13 protein-coding genes and 3 rRNA genes are annotated in these 17,449 nt (G+C 62.0%); 6 read left to right on the top strand and 10 right to left on the bottom strand.

Annotated features, from left to right (window positions below):
- Positions 1-153: 153 nt before the first annotated feature.
- From rrf to tyrS, 9 genes are all read right to left on the bottom strand, one after another.
- Positions 154-270, bottom strand: a 5S ribosomal RNA gene (gene rrf / locus QPC17_RS04880).
- A 104-nt stretch (positions 271-374) separates the two neighbouring features.
- Positions 375-3,453, bottom strand: a 23S ribosomal RNA gene (locus QPC17_RS04885).
- Positions 3,448-3,654: a hypothetical protein gene (locus QPC17_RS04890; protein ID WP_201783186.1), complete on the bottom strand. Its 207-nt coding sequence runs from the start codon at positions 3,652-3,654 to the stop codon at positions 3,448-3,450. Before QPC17_RS04890 ends, QPC17_RS04885 begins: the two co-directional genes overlap by 6 nt.
- Positions 3,655-3,668: 14 nt before the next feature.
- Positions 3,669-5,194: ribosomal RNA gene (locus tag QPC17_RS04895) — 16S ribosomal RNA — on the bottom strand.
- The 16S, 23S and 5S rRNA genes sit together here, the layout of an rRNA operon.
- A 383-nt stretch (positions 5,195-5,577) precedes the next feature.
- Entirely contained in the window at positions 5,578-6,492 is a 915-nt protein-coding gene (locus tag QPC17_RS04900) for a metal ABC transporter permease (protein ID WP_068539011.1), read from the bottom strand.
- The gene (locus tag QPC17_RS04905) at positions 6,489-7,379 is read right to left on the bottom strand and encodes a metal ABC transporter permease (protein WP_068539010.1); all 891 of its coding nucleotides are present in this window, start codon (positions 7,377-7,379) and stop codon (positions 6,489-6,491) included. Before QPC17_RS04905 ends, QPC17_RS04900 begins: the two co-directional genes overlap by 4 nt.
- On the bottom strand, positions 7,376-8,098 hold the full coding sequence (locus QPC17_RS04910) for a metal ABC transporter ATP-binding protein (protein ID WP_062613850.1): 723 nt from the start codon (positions 8,096-8,098) through the stop codon (positions 7,376-7,378). The genes QPC17_RS04905 and QPC17_RS04910 overlap by 4 nt, the downstream gene beginning before the upstream one ends.
- 33 nt (positions 8,099-8,131) lie before the next feature.
- On the bottom strand, positions 8,132-9,061 hold the full coding sequence (locus tag QPC17_RS04915; RefSeq protein ID WP_068539009.1) for a metal ABC transporter substrate-binding protein: 930 nt from the start codon (positions 9,059-9,061) through the stop codon (positions 8,132-8,134).
- Between the two features lie 142 nt (positions 9,062-9,203).
- Entirely contained in the window at positions 9,204-10,463 is a 1,260-nt protein-coding gene (gene tyrS, locus QPC17_RS04920; protein WP_068539008.1) for a tyrosine--tRNA ligase, read from the bottom strand.
- A gap of 193 nt (positions 10,464-10,656) precedes the next feature.
- On the opposite strand from tyrS, the gene QPC17_RS04925 reads away from it, so the two are divergent.
- From QPC17_RS04925 to QPC17_RS04935, 3 genes are read left to right on the top strand one after another with little or no spacing between them, the layout of a single operon-like run.
- Positions 10,657-11,478 carry an ABC transporter ATP-binding protein gene (locus QPC17_RS04925; protein ID WP_068539007.1) on the top strand — a complete coding sequence of 274 codons (822 nt, stop codon included), beginning with the start codon at positions 10,657-10,659 and terminating at the stop codon, positions 11,476-11,478.
- 31 nt (positions 11,479-11,509) lie between these two features.
- Positions 11,510-12,295 (top strand): ABC transporter permease, encoded by a 786-nt coding sequence (locus QPC17_RS04930; RefSeq protein WP_068539006.1) that lies wholly within the window; start codon positions 11,510-11,512, stop codon positions 12,293-12,295.
- Positions 12,295-12,519 carry a helix-turn-helix transcriptional regulator gene (locus QPC17_RS04935; RefSeq protein ID WP_068539005.1) on the top strand — a complete coding sequence of 75 codons (225 nt, stop codon included), beginning with the start codon at positions 12,295-12,297 and terminating at the stop codon, positions 12,517-12,519. The genes QPC17_RS04930 and QPC17_RS04935 overlap by 1 nt, the downstream gene beginning before the upstream one ends.
- A 61-nt stretch (positions 12,520-12,580) precedes the next feature.
- Here the strand turns inward: QPC17_RS04935 and argH are convergent, their stop codons facing one another.
- On the bottom strand, positions 12,581-14,002 hold the full coding sequence (gene argH / locus QPC17_RS04940; RefSeq protein WP_257000620.1) for an argininosuccinate lyase: 1,422 nt from the start codon (positions 14,000-14,002) through the stop codon (positions 12,581-12,583).
- Between the two features lie 87 nt (positions 14,003-14,089).
- Here argH and galE point away from each other — a divergent pair, with 87 nt between their 5' ends.
- From galE to QPC17_RS04955, 3 genes are all read left to right on the top strand, one after another.
- A complete protein-coding gene (galE, locus tag QPC17_RS04945; protein ID WP_062613843.1) occupies positions 14,090-15,133 on the top strand; it encodes a UDP-glucose 4-epimerase GalE in 1,044 nt (347 codons plus the stop codon).
- Positions 15,134-15,204: 71 nt separating this feature from the next.
- The gene (gene argF, locus QPC17_RS04950; protein WP_062613842.1) at positions 15,205-16,206 is read left to right on the top strand and encodes an ornithine carbamoyltransferase; all 1,002 of its coding nucleotides are present in this window, start codon (positions 15,205-15,207) and stop codon (positions 16,204-16,206) included.
- Positions 16,199-17,443, top strand: coding sequence for an MFS transporter (locus tag QPC17_RS04955; RefSeq protein WP_285347053.1), 1,245 nt, complete (start codon positions 16,199-16,201; stop codon positions 17,441-17,443). Before argF ends, QPC17_RS04955 begins: the two co-directional genes overlap by 8 nt.
- Positions 17,444-17,449 lie beyond the last annotated feature (6 nt).

The following is a 17,449-nucleotide window of genomic DNA, read 5'->3' on the forward strand; positions in this document are numbered from 1 at the left end:
AAACCACTTCGCGATACAACTCGTGACTCTGGCACCTGCCAGACCCGATTAGAAAAAAGTAGCCCGATATACTCACGAGTTGCGTCGGGCTCGGGGTATGAAAAAGGAGAGGGGGCCTGGACAATTATGACCAGACCCCCCTATCAAGTTTGGTGACGGCGGTGTCCTACTCTCCCACACCCTCTCAAGTGCAGTACCATCGGCGCTGGTAGGCTTAGCTTCCGGGTTCGGAATGGGACCGGGCGTTACCCTACCGCTATTGCCACCGTCAAAATAACGGGGCCAACCATAACGGTTGGTTTATTCAGTTATCTGGGCCGGTTAGTGTGGTGGCCCAGAATTGTATAGCGGATGCGAACAACAAGTTATAAAAGTTTTTTAAGTGGTCGGCCAATTAGTACCAGTCAGCTCCACCCATTACTAGGCTTCCACGTCTGGCCTATCAACCCCATGGTCTATAGGGGGCCTCACAACACTTAATGTGTCTGGGAAACGTTATCTTGAAGCAGGCTTCCCGCTTAGATGCTTTCAGCGGTTATCCCTTCCGAACGTAGCCAACCAGCCATGCACCTGGCGGTACAACTGGCACACCAGAGGTTCGTCCGTCCCGGTCCTCTCGTACTAGGGACAGCCCTTCTCACGTTTCCAACGCGCGCAGCGGATAGCGACCGAACTGTCTCACGACGTTCTGAACCCAGCTCGCGTACCGCTTTAATGGGCGAACAGCCCAACCCTTGGGACCTACTCCAGCCCCAGGATGCGACGAGCCGACATCGAGGTGCCAAACCATGCCGTCGATATGAACTCTTGGGCAGGATCAGCCTGTTATCCCCGGGGTACCTTTTATCCGTTGAGCGACGGCGCTTCCACAAGCCACCGCCGGATCACTAGTTCCTACTTTCGTACCTGCTCGACTTGTCAGTCTCACAGTCAAGCTCCCTTGTGCACTTACACTCAACACCTGATTACCAACCAGGCTGAGGGAACCTTTGAGCGCCTCCGTTACCATTTAGGAGGCAACCGCCCCAGTTAAACTACCCACCAGGCACTGTCCCTGAACCAGATCATGGTCCAAGGTTAGACATCCAGCACGATCAGAGTGGTATTTCAACAATGACTCCACCATCACTAGCGTGACAGCTTCACAGTCTCCCACCTATCCTACACAAACCGTACCAAACACCAATACCAAGCTATAGTAAAGGTCCCGGGGTCTTTCCGTCCTGCTGCGCGAAACGAGCATCTTTACTCGTAATGCAATTTCACCGAGTTCGCGGTTGAGACAGCGGAGAAGTCGTTACGCCATTCGTGCAGGTCGGAACTTACCCGACAAGGAATTTCGCTACCTTAGGATGGTTATAGTTACCACCGCCGTTTACTGGGGCTTAAATTCTCAGCTTCGACCCAAAAGAGTCTAACCGATCCTCTTAACCTTCCAGCACCGGGCAGGCGTCAGTCCGTATACATCCACTTACGTGTTCGCACGGACCTGTGTTTTTGATAAACAGTCGCTTCTCCCTGGTTTCTGCGGCCATCACCCCTAGCACGTAAAGTGCTTCAAGGATCAGGCCCCCCTTCTCCCGAAGTTACGGGGGCATTTTGCCGAGTTCCTTAACCACGATTCACTCGAACTCCTTAGTATACTCTACCTAACCACCTGTGTCGGTTTAGGGTACGGGCGGCTAGAACCTCACGTCGAGGCTTTTCTCGGCAGCACAGGATCACTCTACTTCGACCATTCGGTCTCATCATCCAGCCTCACTTTATACGTTCCCCGGATTTGCCAAAGGAACAAGCTGCGCTGTTAAACGTGGCAAGCCATAAGCCACGCGGAAGCTACCACTCTGCGTCACCCCTGTTAACACGCTTGCCTACAACAAGATCAGGTCCCACGCCCACCACACCACCAACCCCCGAAAGGGCTAGCAATGGGCAGGGATGGTTAGTATCCCCTGCTTCAGCATGGACGGTCCTTCGCCGGTACCAGAATAACAACTGGTTGCCCATCGACTACGCCTGTCGGCCTCGCCTTAGGACCCGACTAACCCAGGGCGGACGAACCTGGCCCTGGAACCCTTAGTTATTCGGAGGACGGGATTCTCACCCGTCAATCGCTACTCATGCCTGCATTCTCACTCGCACTCAATCCACCACACAGTCACCTGGCAGCTTCACCTCAAGCACGACGCTCCCCTACCCAACAAAAAAATTGTTGCCACGGTTTCGGCGGTGTACTTAGCCCCGCTACATTGTCGGCGCGGAATCACTTGACCAGTGAGCTATTACGCACTCTTTCAAGGATGGCTGCTTCTAAGCCAACCTCCTGGTTGTCACAGCAACTCCACATCCTTTCCCACTTAGCACACCCTTAGGGGCCTTAACCGATGATCTGGGCTGTTTCCCTCTCGACAATGGAGCTTATCCCCCACAGTCTCACTGCCACGCTCAACTTAACCGGCATTCGGAGTTTGGCTGATCTCAGTACCCGGTATAAGGGCCATCGACCATCCAGTCGCTCTACCACCAGCAAGCACACGCAACGCTGCACCTAAATGCATTTCGGGGAGAACCAGCTATCACGAAGTTTGATTGGCCTTTCACCCCTAACCACAGGTCATCCCCTCCATTTTCAACTGAAGTGGGTTCGGGCCTCCACACGCTCTTACACGTGCTTCACCCTGCCCATGGCTAGATCACCTCGCTTCGGGTCTAGAACATGCAACTACAACGCCCTATTCAGACTCGCTTTCGCTACGACTACCCCACACGGGTTAACCTCGCCACACATCCTAACTCGCAGGCTCATTCTTCAAAAGGCACGCCATCACCCCCACCAAGAAGGCTCTGACGGATTGTAAGCGCACGGTTTCAGGTACTATTTCACTCCCCTCCCGGGGTACTTTTCACCATTCCCTCACGGTACTATCCACTATCGGTCACACGAAGTATTTAGGTTTACACAGTGGTCTGTGCAGATTCACACGAGATTTCACGAGCCCCGTGCTACTCGGGACAACCACAAAGAGAGCATGAGGTTTCAGCTACAGGACTATCACCCACTACGGTCCAGCTTCCCAACTGATTCGCCTACCCCACACCTTTATCACTCCACGACCCCATGCCGGTAAGGCCACATGGCTCCCACAACCCCGAATGCGCAACGCCCGACAGCTATCACACACACCCGGTTTAACCTCATCCGCTTTCGCTCGCCACTACTCACAGAATATCTCTTCCTACGGGTACTAAGATGTTTCACTTCCCCGCGTCACCCCCAACCACCCTATACATTCAGGTGGCGGTACCCAGAAACAACTCCAGGCAGGTTCCCCCATTCGGACACCCTCGGATCACAGCTCGTATGCCAACTCCCCGAGGCTTATCGCAGGCTACAACGTCCTTCATCGGCTTCGTGTACCAAGGCATCCACCGAACGCCCTTAAACACTTACAAAAACCAAAAGATGCTCGCATCCACTATACAATTCTCAACCACCACACCAACACCACACACAAACCCAAACAAACAGCCTGAAAACTTGCGCATGGGTGGCCAGGGCCTGTTACCCCACACCCCAACAGCATGCCAGCCAATCACATTGCGAACCACTAAAAACCCCACAACAACACCCACAACCACCATGATCGCAGGCACATGAGGCTCCTTAGAAAGGAGGTGATCCAGCCGCACCTTCCGGTACGGCTACCTTGTTACGACTTCGTCCCAATCGCCAATCCCACCTTCGACCGCTCCCCCCAAAAGGTTAGGCCACGGGCTTCGGGTGTTACCAACTTTCGTGACGTGACGGGCGGTGTGTACAAGGCCCGAGAACGTATTCACCGCAGCGTTGCTGATCTGCGATTACTAGCGACTCCGACTTCATGGGGTCGAGTTGCAGACCCCAATCCGAACTGAGACCAGCTTTAAGAGATTAGCTCACCCTCACAGGCTCGCAACCCTCTGTACCGGCCATTGTAGCATGCGTGAAGCCCAAGACATAAGGGGCATGATGATTTGACGTCATCCCCACCTTCCTCCGAGTTAACCCCGGCAGTCTCCCGTGAGTCCCCAACCGAATTGCTGGCAACACAGGACAAGGGTTGCGCTCGTTGCGGGACTTAACCCAACATCTCACGACACGAGCTGACGACAACCATGCACCACCTGTACACCACCCCGAAGGCTGCACCATCTCTGGCACATCGCAGTGTATGTCAAGCCTTGGTAAGGTTCTTCGCGTTGCATCGAATTAATCCGCATGCTCCGCCGCTTGTGCGGGCCCCCGTCAATTCCTTTGAGTTTTAGCCTTGCGGCCGTACTCCCCAGGCGGGGCACTTAATGCGTTAGCTACGGCGCAGAACCCGTGGAAAAGGCCCCACACCTAGTGCCCAACGTTTACGGCGTGGACTACCAGGGTATCTAATCCTGTTCGCTACCCACGCTTTCGCTCCTCAGCGTCAGTGGTGGCCCAGTAACCTGCCTTCGCCATCGGTGTTCCTCCTGATATCTGCGCATTCCACCGCTACACCAGGAATTCCAATTACCCCTACCACACTCTAGTCTGCCCGTACCCACTGCAACCCCGAAGTTAAGCCCCGGTCTTTCACAGCAGGCGCAACAAACCGCCTACGAGCTCTTTACGCCCAATAATTCCGGACAACGCTCGCGCCCTACGTATTACCGCGGCTGCTGGCACGTAGTTAGCCGGCGCTTCTTCTGCACATACCCTCAACCAAAAAGGCCTTGTTCTGTACTGAAAGGAGTTTACAACCCGAAAGCCTTCATCCCCCACGCGGCGTCGCTGCATCAGACTTGCGTCCATTGTGCAATATTCCCCACTGCTGCCTCCCGTAGGAGTCTGGGCCGTATCTCAGTCCCAATGTGGCCGGTCACCCTCTCAGGCCGGCTACCCGTCGACGCCTTGGTAGGCCATCACCCCACCAACAAGCTGATAGGCCGTGAGCCCATCCCTATCCAGAAACCCTTTCCAACCCCCACCATGCGATGAAAGCAGAATATCCGGTATTAGACCCAGTTTCCCAGGCTTATCCCAAAGACAAGGGCAGGTTACTCACGTATTACTCACCCGTTCGCCACTAATCCACCACAGCAAGCTGTAGCTTCATCGTTCGACTTGCATGTGTTAAGCACGCCGCCAGCGTTCGTCCTGAGCCAGGATCAAACTCTCCACAAAAAACCAAACCAACCAAACAGTCAGTAAGATCCATACAGAAAGCCTGACAAACAGACTCAAACAACCAGAAAAACTGGCAAAAAACACAACCAACCAAAAAGGCCAGCTGCAAAAAACACAACATAAAAAGCTGACACACTATTGAGATATCAAACAACACACCCACATCCGAAAACCACCGTTTGAGCGGTAACTTCCGAAGGGAGGAACGCTAGCTTAGCATTCCCGTTGCTCAGTGTCAAAATCGTTCGAGGTCTTGACTCCGTCGAGCGCGACTCACCTCAAGAATTTGCGTCTTTGGGTTTGTGCCGCTCTCCGTGGCAACGAATAGATACTCTACGCATGAACGACGCGGACGTCAATTTCACGAACGGTGTCACTGGTCACAGCCTCAAACCGCGAGATTCCGCCAGTTCTTCGAAGACACCACCCTCGGCCACCTTGCGCGCACGGTTCTCGCGCGCCGCTTTGAGGTACATGAGGACGACGAAAATGACGCCGTCGACGAAGGCCATGGTCGGCGTCGTGGGAACGTCGGCGAGCCAGGCGATAAGGAAGCCAGCCACTGCAGAAGCCGCCGCAACCCCCAGGGAAGCCGCGAGCATAGTCTTGAGGCTGCGCGAAAACAGCAGCGCTGTCGCAGCCGGCACCACCATGAGCGCAATAACGAGGATCGCGCCCGCCACGTTAAAGGCCGCCACCACGGTGAGGGCAACCAGGATCATAAAAACGGTGTCAACGATCTTGACAGGCATGCCTGACACGACAGCGAAGTCACGGTCGAAGGTGGATGCCTGGAGCACGCGGTAAGTCACCACCATGAAAGCCACGTTCACCGCGGCCACCCCCAAAAGTAGCCACATCATGTTCGGACCGAGGTCGAGGCGGCCCACCAAAAGGTGCTCGGAGGGTAGGGCCATGAGGTTGAGGTCGCCTACGAGCACGGTGTCGGTGCAGATGTGGACGTTGGATAGGCGCGTGGATAGCAACAGCACTCCGAGCGCGAAGAGCGCGGGGAAGATCGCTCCTTGGTTGGCATCTCCCGCAAGCAGCCCCGAGCCCTTGAGCTTGTCCGCGCCGACGACGACGATGAGCCCGCACGCCGTGGCAATTAAGGTCATGAGCGGGGAATGCGTGCTGCCAGACACGATCGCGCCGATCACGATCCCGGGAAGGACGGCGTGCGAGAGCGCGTCCACCAACATCGACTGCCCGCGAAGCACCAGGAAGGTGCCCGGCAAGGCGCACGTGATCGCAGTCGTGAGTGAGAGCAAGAGAACAGAAAGAATGAATGTCATGCGACGGCCCTCCGAACCCGCGCAGCGCGTCGGCGCGACATCCGCCGCGGGGAGAAGACCAGGGCGAGGATGAAGACGGCGAAGAGAATGAGAACGACGACGGGGCCGGTAGGAACGCGCCCGGCGGTCACGGAGAAGTAGGCCCCGACGAGTCCGGAGACTCCCCCGATCAGCGCCGAGCCGGCCACGAGCCCGGACATCGAGGTGGTGAATTGGCGGGCGGCCGCCGGCGGCATGATCGCGAACGCGACCACGAGGATCATGCCCACGGCCTTGATTCCCACCACGATCGCCACGGTGGTGGTGATGATGACGAGCGCCTCCATCTTCCGCGGCGCGAAGCCCTGGACCTGGGCGGCCACCTCATCGAAGCAGTAGAGCTTGATTTCCTTCCAAAAGGCCAGGAGGGCGAGGATAGCGATCCCGCCGAGGAAGGCCACGGTGATGATGTCAACCTGGCGCATGGTGGCGGCGTTCCCGAAAAGGTAGCTGTCGATGCCGCCGCGGTTCGGGAGGGTGGAATGGTTGACGAGGTAGAGGCCGATCATGCCCCCGCCGTAGAAGATGGCCATCGAGATTGCCATGGCGGCGTCGATCCCCACCCGCTGGTGCGCGATCGCGTTCGTCAAAAGGAGTGCGAGGACGGAGGCGATCGTCCCACCCACGGTCAATACGAGGATGGAACGCCCGTCGAAGCCGAGCAACGTGGCAATCACGAAGGCGCTGATGACGCCGGCGAGCGAGGAATGCCCGACGACGTCTGAGGCCAGCGACTGCCGGCGCAGATAAAGGATTGCCCCCAGCGCGCCGGCGAGGGCGCCGATGAGGGTCGTGCCGATCGCGGTGGTGCGGAAGGCGTAGGTGCCAAAAAATTCAGCGAGGCTCACTCCGGGATCACCTCCGCCAGCCCGTAGGCGCGGTGGATGGTCGCGGGCGTGAAGGCCTGGTCGAGCGGCCCGGTCGCCTCCACCCGGCCCTCGCGCAGGAGGGTGGCGTGGGTGCAGAAGTCCTTGACCGTTCCCAGGTCGTGATGCACGACGCCGATCGCTCGGCCCTCGGCCGCAAGCCCGCGGAGCACGTCGGTGATGGCGAGCGCGGAGGCGATATCGACGCCGGCGAAAGGCTCATCGAGCAGAAGGAGGTCGGGCTCTCCGGCGAGCGTGCGCGCAAGGAAGGTTCGCTGCTTCTGCCCGCCGGAGAGCTCGGAAATGTGGCGGTCGGCGAGGTCAGTGATTGAGAGTCGATCCATCGCCTCATCCGCCAGCACGTATTGGGCGCGGCTCGGGCGGCGAAGCCACCCGAGCCTGCCGTAGGTGCCCATGAGCACCACGTCGCCCACGGTGGCCGGGAAATCCCAGTCCACCGCAGCCACCTGCGGCATATACCCCACGCGATGCCGCACGGTGGAAAGGGGCTCGCCAAAGAAGGAGGCGGAGCCCGCCAGAGGCGGAACGAGACCTAGAGCCGCCTTGATGAGCGTGGATTTTCCCGCACCGTTCGGTCCAAGGATGGCCATGATCTGGCCCGTATCGATTGACATGCTGGCGGCGTGGAGTACCACGCGGTCGCGGTAACCCGCAGTCAAGGATGAGATCTCTAAGTGCACTGTTTCTCCTTCCGGCGATCAAGGTGTCGCGGACTACTTGAGGCCAGCGACGATGGCGTCGACGTTGTGCTGGAACGCGCCCAGGTAGGTGTCGACCGGGGCCTCCACGCCGAGCGTGTCAGCGAAGAGCTCCTCGTCGGCGATCTTCACGTCCCAACCGGCGGACTTGACGGCGTCCTGCAGGTGCTTGATGACTTCGGGGTTCTTGAGGTTGTCGGCGAAGATGACGGGGAGCTTCTTCTCGGCGATGAGGGTGGCCAGCTCGTTGATCTGCACGGCCGACATCTCCGACTCAGACGAGACAAAGTCGGTGGCGTGGATCTCGAGGCCGTAGGTGCGTCCGAGGTAGTTGAAGGCGTCGTGGCCGGTGACGAGTGTGCGGCGCTCCGCGGGGATCTTGTCGAACTCGGCTTTGGCGGCCTCGTGCATGGCCTGAATCTTGCCGTTGTACTCGGCGGCGTTGTCGCGGTAGGTCTGGGCGTTGTCGGGGTCGATCTTTGCGATCTTCTCAGCCGTGGCGGTCACCACGAGCTGCCAGGCCACCGGGTCGTTCCAGATGTGCGGATCGTGGCCCTCGATCTGGCCGTCCTCTTCCCAGGGAAGGAGGTCTGCTTCGGGGATCGCCTCGCCCGCGGGGATCTGGCGGTCGCCCAGCTTGTCGAACTGGGCCATCATCTTGTGCTCCATGTCGTGGCTGGTCCACACCACCAGGTCCGCCTTTCCGATCTTCGCGGTGTCAGAGGTGGTGAGCTCCTGGGTGTGGGGGTCTCCGCCGGGGCCGACGAGCACGGTGAGGTCGGCGTCGGGAGCGATGTTCCTGACCGCGTCCCCGAGGTAGCCGGTGGAGGCGACGATGGTGAGCTTGCCGTCGGAATCCGAACCAGTGTCTTCCTGCGAGCATGCCGACATGGTCAGTGCAAGGACCGAAGCCGACGCGAGGGCAAGGAGTCGTTTAATAGTCATGGCCAACTTTCTCTTAGGGAACCCTTATTAGATTCGATATTATCAAATTATTGTTTTCGCCGTGCCGCAATTTAGGGCTTTTGACCTGGTCAAGGCACGAAAAAGCGCCGGGGACTCCCCCGGCGCCTTTCCTAACAGTGTCCTACAGCACGCGGATCGCCGTCAGGTTCTTCTTCCCCTTGCGCAGAAGCACGAGCGAACCCGGCAACACGTCGCCCGCGTCAATCACGCGCTCGGCGTCCTCAACCTTGACGTTGTTGATGTAGACGCCACCGCCGGCGATCGTGCGCCGCGCCGCGCCCGCGCCCTTCTCCAGCCCGAGCGAAACGAGCACGTCCACCACGGCGTCGCCCACGCGCGCCTCGGCAGAAGGCAGCTCGGCCGTGGCGTCGAGTAGCGTGCGCTCATCCAAACCCGCCGGCTCAGCCTTGCCAAACAGCACGAGCGAGGCCTGCTTGGCCCGCTCGGTGGCCTCGGCGCCGTGCACCCACGTGGCAACCTCCTCGGCCAGCACGCGCTGCGCCTCGCGGGCCTGTGGGCGCTCCGCCACTGCGGCCTCCAGCTCTTCGATCCGATCCCGATCGAGGAACGTGAAGACCTTGAGCATGCGCACCACGTCCTCGTCGGCCGTATTCAGCCAGAACTGGTAGAACTTGTACGGGCTAAGCATGTCGGGGTTGAGCCACACGGCCCCACCCTCGGTCTTGCCGAACTTCGTGCCATCGGCCTTGGTGATGAGCGGGTTGGTGAGCACGTGCACCGACTCCCCCTCGGTCTTGCGGATGAGATCGAGCCCGCCCACGAGGTTGCCCCACTGATCATCCCCGCCCACCTCGAGCGTACAGCCGTAGCGGCGGTAGAGCTGGAGGTAGTCATTCGCCTGGAGGATCTGGTAGGAGAACTCGGTGTATGACAGCCCCTCCTCCGACTCGAGACGGCGCCTCACGATGTCCTTGTTCAGCATGGTGCCCATGCGGAAGTACTTGCCAAGATCGCGCAGGAAGTCGATCGCGGACAGCTCGTTGGTCCAGTCAAGGTTGTTTACCGTGCGGGCCGCGTGCGAGCCCTCGAAGTCGAGCAGGGTCTCCAGCTGGCCGCGCAGCGCCTCGGCCCACCCGGCCACCACGTCCTTCGTGTTGAGCTGGCGCTCACCCTTGGCGCGCGGGTCGCCGATGAGGCCGGTGGCGCCGCCCACGAGCACGAGCGGGTTGTGGCCGGCCATCTGCAGGTGGCGCATGACCTTGACCGCCACGAGGTGGCCGTGGTGGAGAGAGGCCGCGGTCGGGTCGAAGCCACAATAGAACGTCACGGGCCCCTCCGAGAGCGCCTTGCGCAACTCGTCAATATCGGAGGTTTGGGCGATGAGCCCACGCCATTGCAGTTCTTCGAGGACGTCCGTCACTTCATTCCCTTTCCTTTGCGCTCGCCGCGGCGGCGAACCACATCAATCTTGCCTCAACTGCTTCTCTTGCCTCAATTCTACCCGCGTTCACGACGCCGTCGCCGCCGCTGCGTCCGGACAGTCCGGCGCACGTCGTTGACGTGATGTAGTATTCCTACTACGGTTAGAGCTGTTAGGACAACAAGGAGGTTTCATGCTGACAGTGACCGACCTACACTTCGCCTACGGCAAGAACGAGGTGTTGAAGGGCGTCTCGCTCAGCCTCGACGCCGGCGAACTCCTCGCCGTGCTCGGCCCCAACGGCGCCGGCAAGACCACGCTCATCGAGGTGATCCTCGGCACCTACGCCCCGGTATCGGGAACCGTATCCGTGTTCACGGACGGGCCCACCTGGACCCGGATCGGGCTGGTCCAGCAGCACTGGACCGACCACGCCAAGTGGCGCGTGAGCGACCAGCTGGGCTGGATGGAGCATGCCTTCAAGTCGGCGGGCCGGCCCACCCGCGACATCGACGATCTGCTAACGCGCGTGGGGCTGACCGGGAAAAAGAACGAGCGCCTCGGGCAGCTCTCGGGTGGCCAGCGCCGGCGGGCGGACTTCGCCGCGGCGCTCATCGGATCACCGGACCTGCTCATCCTCGACGAGCCGACCACCGGGCTTGACCCGGCCGGCAAGCTCGAAATCCACGACCTCATCGCCGACGCCGCCGACCGCGGCACCGGCGTCCTCATGACCACCCACGACCTGCCGGAGGCCGAAAAGCTCTCCACCAAGATCGCCATCATCAACGACGGCGTAGTCGCAGCTCAGGGTACCGCCACCGAGTTGCGCGAGAAGTTCGTGCGCCCGGCGGAGGTGACGTGGGTGGAGGGTGACACGCGCCACGTCCACCCCACCGAGCACGTGGAAGAGTTCGTGGCAACGCTCGACCTGTCGGCCATCACCGGCCTGACCATCACCCGGCCCACCCTCGAAGACGCCTACCTCGATCTGGTCGGCCACAAACGCAACTGAAAGGATAGCGATGTCACACTTTGGTAAGGCAGTGAGGATTCAGGCTCTGGCGGATCTGCGTCCGCAGCTCCTGGGCCTGTCCGCTCTCAACATCCTCATCATCCCGGCGCTGTGGACGTTCCTCGGCAGGCGGCTGACGGGTTTGGTCGAGGGCATGGACGTGAGCGTGGGCCACTACCTCATCGCCGGTTCACTCGTCGGATTCTCGGCGATGGTGGCCTACCAGATCGCGACGGAGATATATAACGAGTACATGGCCGGCACGCTGTTGCGGGTGCGCACGCTCCCCCAGGGCGTGAAGATCTGGTCCACGGCAAAGCTGATCACCTCGGCCGGCGTCATCCTCGTCTCCCAGGTGCTGCTCCTCCTCGCCACCCTCTTCTTTATCCCCGGCTTCGCCCTGACGTGGGACAAGGTAGCGCTCGCCATCCCCTTCCTCATCCTCACGCTCGCCGCCACGGCCCCGCTGGGCTTCATCATCGGCGCGTTGACGCGGACCGCCACGGCGCTCATCATCGGGATGCTCCTCTTCATGGGCTTCATGGCGATCTCGGGGATCTTCTTCCCCCTCGACCCCCTGCCCGGCTGGCTCCAGGCTGTCTCAAAGGTGCTGCCGATCTACCACGGCGGCGTGGTCTCACGCTGGGTCTTCCTCGGCGGGGCCGAGAACGTGGCTCTCTCCAGCGGTGTGCTCGCCGCGTGGTTCTTCCTTGGCATGATCGTGGCGCGCAAGGCGATAGTCTTGAGTTTTAGCAAGGTCAGCCTGGGCACGGTGGCCCGCGCCCAGCAAAACCTGAAGAACACCATGGGAATCTGATGAAGGACGACGTCGTATACAACCGGATCGCGCTGCTGCGCACGGACCGCGGCGTGTCCCGGCGCGAGCTCGCCGAAGCGATGGGCGTCCACTACCAGACCATCGGCTACCTCGAGCGCGGCGAGTACGCCCCCTCCCTCCACCTGGCCCTGCGCATCGCCGCATTCTTCGACCTCCCCCTCGAGCGCGTGTTCTCCCTCGAGGAATTCCCGCCGCTCAATTGAGCCAACGACGACGGTCGCCCGCCTGGCGCTTCAGGCGGGCGACCGTCGTGGTTAGCGGCGTTTAGCGGGCGTGAACGCGGGAGTTGGTGAATTCGCGTAGCTCGAACACGCGGCGTGCGGCCTCCTGGCGCTGTTCGGCCACGCGCTCGGGCGCGGTTCCTCCTCGCCCACGACGCGCGGCCACGGATCCTTCGACGCTCAGCACCTCGCGCACAGCGGGCGTGAGGCGCGAGTCGATCCGGGCAAAGTCGTCATCTGTGAGGTCCCACAGCTCGATGCCGCGCTTCTCGCACGTGGCCACACACGCGCCCGAGATCTCGTGGGCCTCGCGGAACGGCACGCCCTGGCGCACGAGCCACTCGGCGATGTCGGTGGCGAGCGAGAAGCCCTGAGGGGCGAGCTCGGCCATCCGCTCATAGTTGAGCTCCATCGTGGCGATCATGCCGGCCACGGCGGGCAGCAGCACGTCGAGGGTGTCCACCTGATCGAACACGGGCTCCTTGTCCTCTTGCAGGTCGCGGTCGTAGGCCAACGGCAGGCCCTTGAGCATCGCGAGCAGACCAGTGAGGTCGCCGATGAGGCGGCCGGCCTTGCCACGGGCGAGCTCGGCCACGTCCGGGTTCTTCTTCTGCGGCATGATCGACGATCCGGTGGAGAACGCGTCGTCGAGGGTGACGAAGGAGAACTCCTTCGTGTTCCAGATGATGATCTCCTCGCTGATACGAGACAGGTCGATGCCGATCTGCGCCATGACGAAAGCGAATTCAGAGGCGAGGTCGCGCGCGGACGTGCCGTCGATCGAGTTCGGCGAGCTCGTGGCAAAGCCCAAGTCCGCCGCCACGGCCTGCGGGTCCATGCCGAGCGTGTTGCCGGCCAGCGCCCCCGAACCGTACGGGCTCTCGGACAGCCGCATGTCAAGATCAACCAGCCGGCCGACGTCGCGAAGCATCGGCCACACGTGCGCGAGCAGCTGGTGGGCCACGAGCACCGGCTGGGCGTGCTGCATGTGCGTGCGCCCGGGCATGATCGCCTCCCCCGCGCGCTCGGCCTGGGCCATGAGGGCGTCGACGACGTCGAGCAGCCGGCCGCCGATGTGGCGGGCCTGGTCGCGCAAGTACATCCGGATGAGGGTGGCAATCTGGTCGTTGCGCGAACGCCCGGCACGCAACTTCCCGCCGAGCTCCGCACCGGCGCGTTCGATGAGGCCGCGCTCGAGGCACGTGTGGACGTCCTCGTCGTCGGGCCGAGGGCCGAACGCACCAGAGGCGACGTCGTCGTCGAGAAGCGTGAGGGCGGAAAGCATCCCGGACAACTCGGAGTCGGACAGGAGGCCGGCCTTATGCAGGGCGCGAGCGTGCGCGCGCGAGCCAGCGATATCGTAGCGTGCCAGGCGCCAGTCAAAGTGAGTGGAGCGGGAAAGCTCGGTCAGTGCGTCCGCGGGCGCGCCACTAAAACGGCCGCCCCATAAAGCCAGATGTTCCATGCATTTATCATGCCAAAGAAGCCAGGCCAGTGCGGGCATTCTTCGCCGGGAGTAGGATAGAAGACACACCGAGAGAAGGGAAGAGCAATGAAGGTGTTGGTCGCAGGTGGAGCCGGATACATCGGTTCGCACACTGTCGTGGAACTGGTCGCCGCGGGCCACGAACCCGTGATCGTCGATAACTTTTCCAACTCCAAAGAAACCGTGATCGACCGCCTCGAGGAACTCACCGGGCGCTCCCTCGAATGGTATAAGACGGACCTGGCCGACCCCGAGCTCACGCGCCAGATCTTCCTCAAGACCCGCCCGGACGCCGTCATCCACTTCGCCGGCTACAAGGCCGTGGGCGAATCGGTGGAAAAGCCGCTCGACTACTACGAGAACAACTTCAACACCACCTTCTCCATCACCCGGGCCATGATCGCCGCCGGCACGAAGGAGATCGTCTTCTCCTCCTCGGCCACGGTCTATGGCGACGTGCCGCTCCCGCTCCTGGAGGATGAGAAGCACCTCGATTCCCTCTCCCCCTACGGCTACACGAAGGTGGCGGGCGAGCGCATCCTCACCGACATCGCCCACGCCCACGGCTTCAAACTCGGCCTGCTGCGCTACTTCAACCCCGTGGGCGCCCACAAGTCCGGACGCATCGGCGAAAACCCGCTCGGGATCCCGAACAACCTCATGCCGGCCGTGGCGAAGGTCGCCGCGGGCCGCCAGGAGAAGCTGCTCATCTTTGGTGACGACTACCCCACGCGCGACGGCTCGTGCATTCGCGACTACCTGCACGTGGTGGACCTGGCCAAGGCCCACGTGGTGGCCCTGGAAAAGATGATGGACGGCCCGTGGGACGTGCGAATCTGGAACCTCGGCACCGGGCGCGGCACCTCCGTCTTCGAGCTGGTGAGCGCCTTCGAGAAGGCGTGCGGGCACGAGCTGGCCAAGGAGGTCGCACCGCGGCGCGCCGGGGACCGCGACGAGGTCTTCGCCGAGCCCACGCGCGCGCTCGAGGAGCTGGGCTGGAAGACCGAGCTCACGATCGAGGACATGTGCGAGGACACGTGGCGCTGGCAGTCCAATAACCCGGACGGCTACCCAGACGGCCCGGCGAAGTCCCAGCCCGGAACCGTCTGACCAGAATGATTGGCCCCCGCGCGGGGGTGAAATCTCGCGCCCGTGGGCGTGCGTGCGGATAAACTGGCCACATGCATGAACTTCACGGACGTTCCTTCCTCAAAGAGGCCGATTTCACCCCCGCGCAGTGGCGCGCGCTGATCGAACTGGCAGCCGACCTCAAGCGGCAACGCTACGAGGGGCGTGAGGTCCAGCGCCTAGTGGGCAAGACGATCGCACTCATTTTTGAAAAGACCTCCACCCGCACGCGCACTGCCTTCGAGGTGGCGGCATACCACCAGGGCGCCCACGTCACCATGCTGGACGGCACCACGTCCCAGATCGGCCACAAGGAAAGCTACGCGGACACCGCGGCCGTGCTCGGGCGCTTCTACGACGCGATCGAGTTCCGCGGCGCCCACCAGTCCGACGTCGAACTGCTGGCCGCTTGGTCCGGCGTGCCGGTCTACAACGGGCTCACCGACGAATGGCATCCCACCCAGATGCTCGCCGACGCGCTCACCATCGCCGAACATGTCGACAAGCCGTTCGAGGACGTCACGTACGTGTACGTGGGAGACGCCCGCTTCAACATGGGCCGGTCCCTGCTCGTGTCCTCCGCGATGCTCGGGATGGACGTGCGGATTGTGGCGCCGCAGGCCTTCCAGCCCGACGCCGAGGCCCAGCGCATCGCGGCGGAGTTCGCGGAGCAGACGGGTGCCCGGATCACGATCACTGACGAGGTGGGGGCGGTCGAGCGCGCCGACGTGGTCGCCACGGACGTGTGGGTGTCCATGGGCGAGTCCAAAGACGTGTGGAACGAGCGCGTCGAGGCGCTGCACGACTACCAGGTCAACGCCGCGCTCATGGCGGCTGCCGGCCCGGAGGCGATCTTCATGCACTGCCTGCCCGCCTTCCACGACCTCAACACGGCTGTGGGCCGTGCGGTCTACGAGGCCACCGGAATGGACGCGCTCGAAGTCACCGACGACGTCTTCTCCTCGGCCGCCTCCGTGGTCTTCGACCAGGCCGAGAACCGCATGCACACGATCAAGGCAGTCATGGTGGCAACCCTGGGCCACGACCTTGGCTAAGTTCCTCGATCGCAACCCGATCACCCGCCTCATCCTGCCCATCTACCTGCCGGCGCTCATCTTCGCGATCTGCTCGGGCACGGTCATGCCCGTCCTGGCCCTCGCCGCGCTCGACGTCGGCTTCGACGAGGCCGGCTCCTCGGCAGCCGTGGGCGTGCTCGGCTTCGTCTCGATCGTCATCTCCCCGCTGCTAGGCAAGCTGATCGCGCGGATCGGCGACAAGTCCGCGCTCATCGCCGGCTCGGGCGCCGCGCTCGTGGCGCTTGGCGGGTTGCTGTGGACGTGGGCGTACCCGGGCACGACGCCGTCCCGCGCTGTTTTCGTGCTCGCTATCGCCCTGTTGGCGGTCGGCTCGAATTCGTGGTCGCTCGCGCGGCAGGCCTACCTGGCCGAGTCCATCCCACCCATGTGGCGGGCCCGCGGCCTGTCCACGCTCGGCGGAATGATCCGGATCGGCCAGCTCATCGGCCCGCTGGTGGCCACGGCCCTGCTGACCGCGTGGGCGCTGCAGTCCGTGTTCATCTTCAACATCCTGCTCATCTTCTTGGCTCTCGCCCTCATCGTCGCCTACGTGGTGCCCGACCCGGCCGCCGAGCGCAAGCGCGTCTCCGCCGGCCAGAGCGAGGAGGGAAGCCGCGGGCTCGAACACCGCTCGAAGCTGGCCACGATCATCCTCGGGATCGGCATCAACTGCCTCAACGTGCTACGGGCCAACCGCTCGGTCATCGTGCCACTGTGGGGGACCTTCCTCGGCTTCCAGCCCACCTTCGTCACCGCCACCTTCGCCGTGACAGCCCTGCTCGATACCCTGATGTTCATCGTCTCCGGCTCGCTTATGGATCGGCGCGGTCGGCACTGGGCGCTCCTGCCCTCCCTCGTCTTCATGCCGATCGGGATCGTGGTCATGATCCTATGGACCACACCGCTCGGCTTCGTGGTGGGCGCCGCGATCCTCGGCTTTGGCAACGGATTTGGCGCCGGGATCGTCATGACGATGGGCGCCGACCTGTCCCCCATCACCAACCGCGCTGCCTTCCTCGGGATCTGGCAGTCGATCGTGGCGATCGGCACCGCGGCGGGCCCGTTCGTGGTGTCGGGCATGACGGCCGCCGTGAGCCTGCGCGCGGGCCTGTGGGCCACCGTGGCCATCGGCGCCTTCGGCCTCATCTGGTGCGCCGCGCTCGTGCCGGTGGCCTACCGGCGCCTTGGCACCGACCTGCGCGGAATGCCGCTCTGAGACTGC

The organism is Trueperella bernardiae (assembly GCF_030246965.1).
GTDB lineage: Bacteria > Actinomycetota > Actinomycetes > Actinomycetales > Actinomycetaceae > Trueperella > Trueperella bernardiae.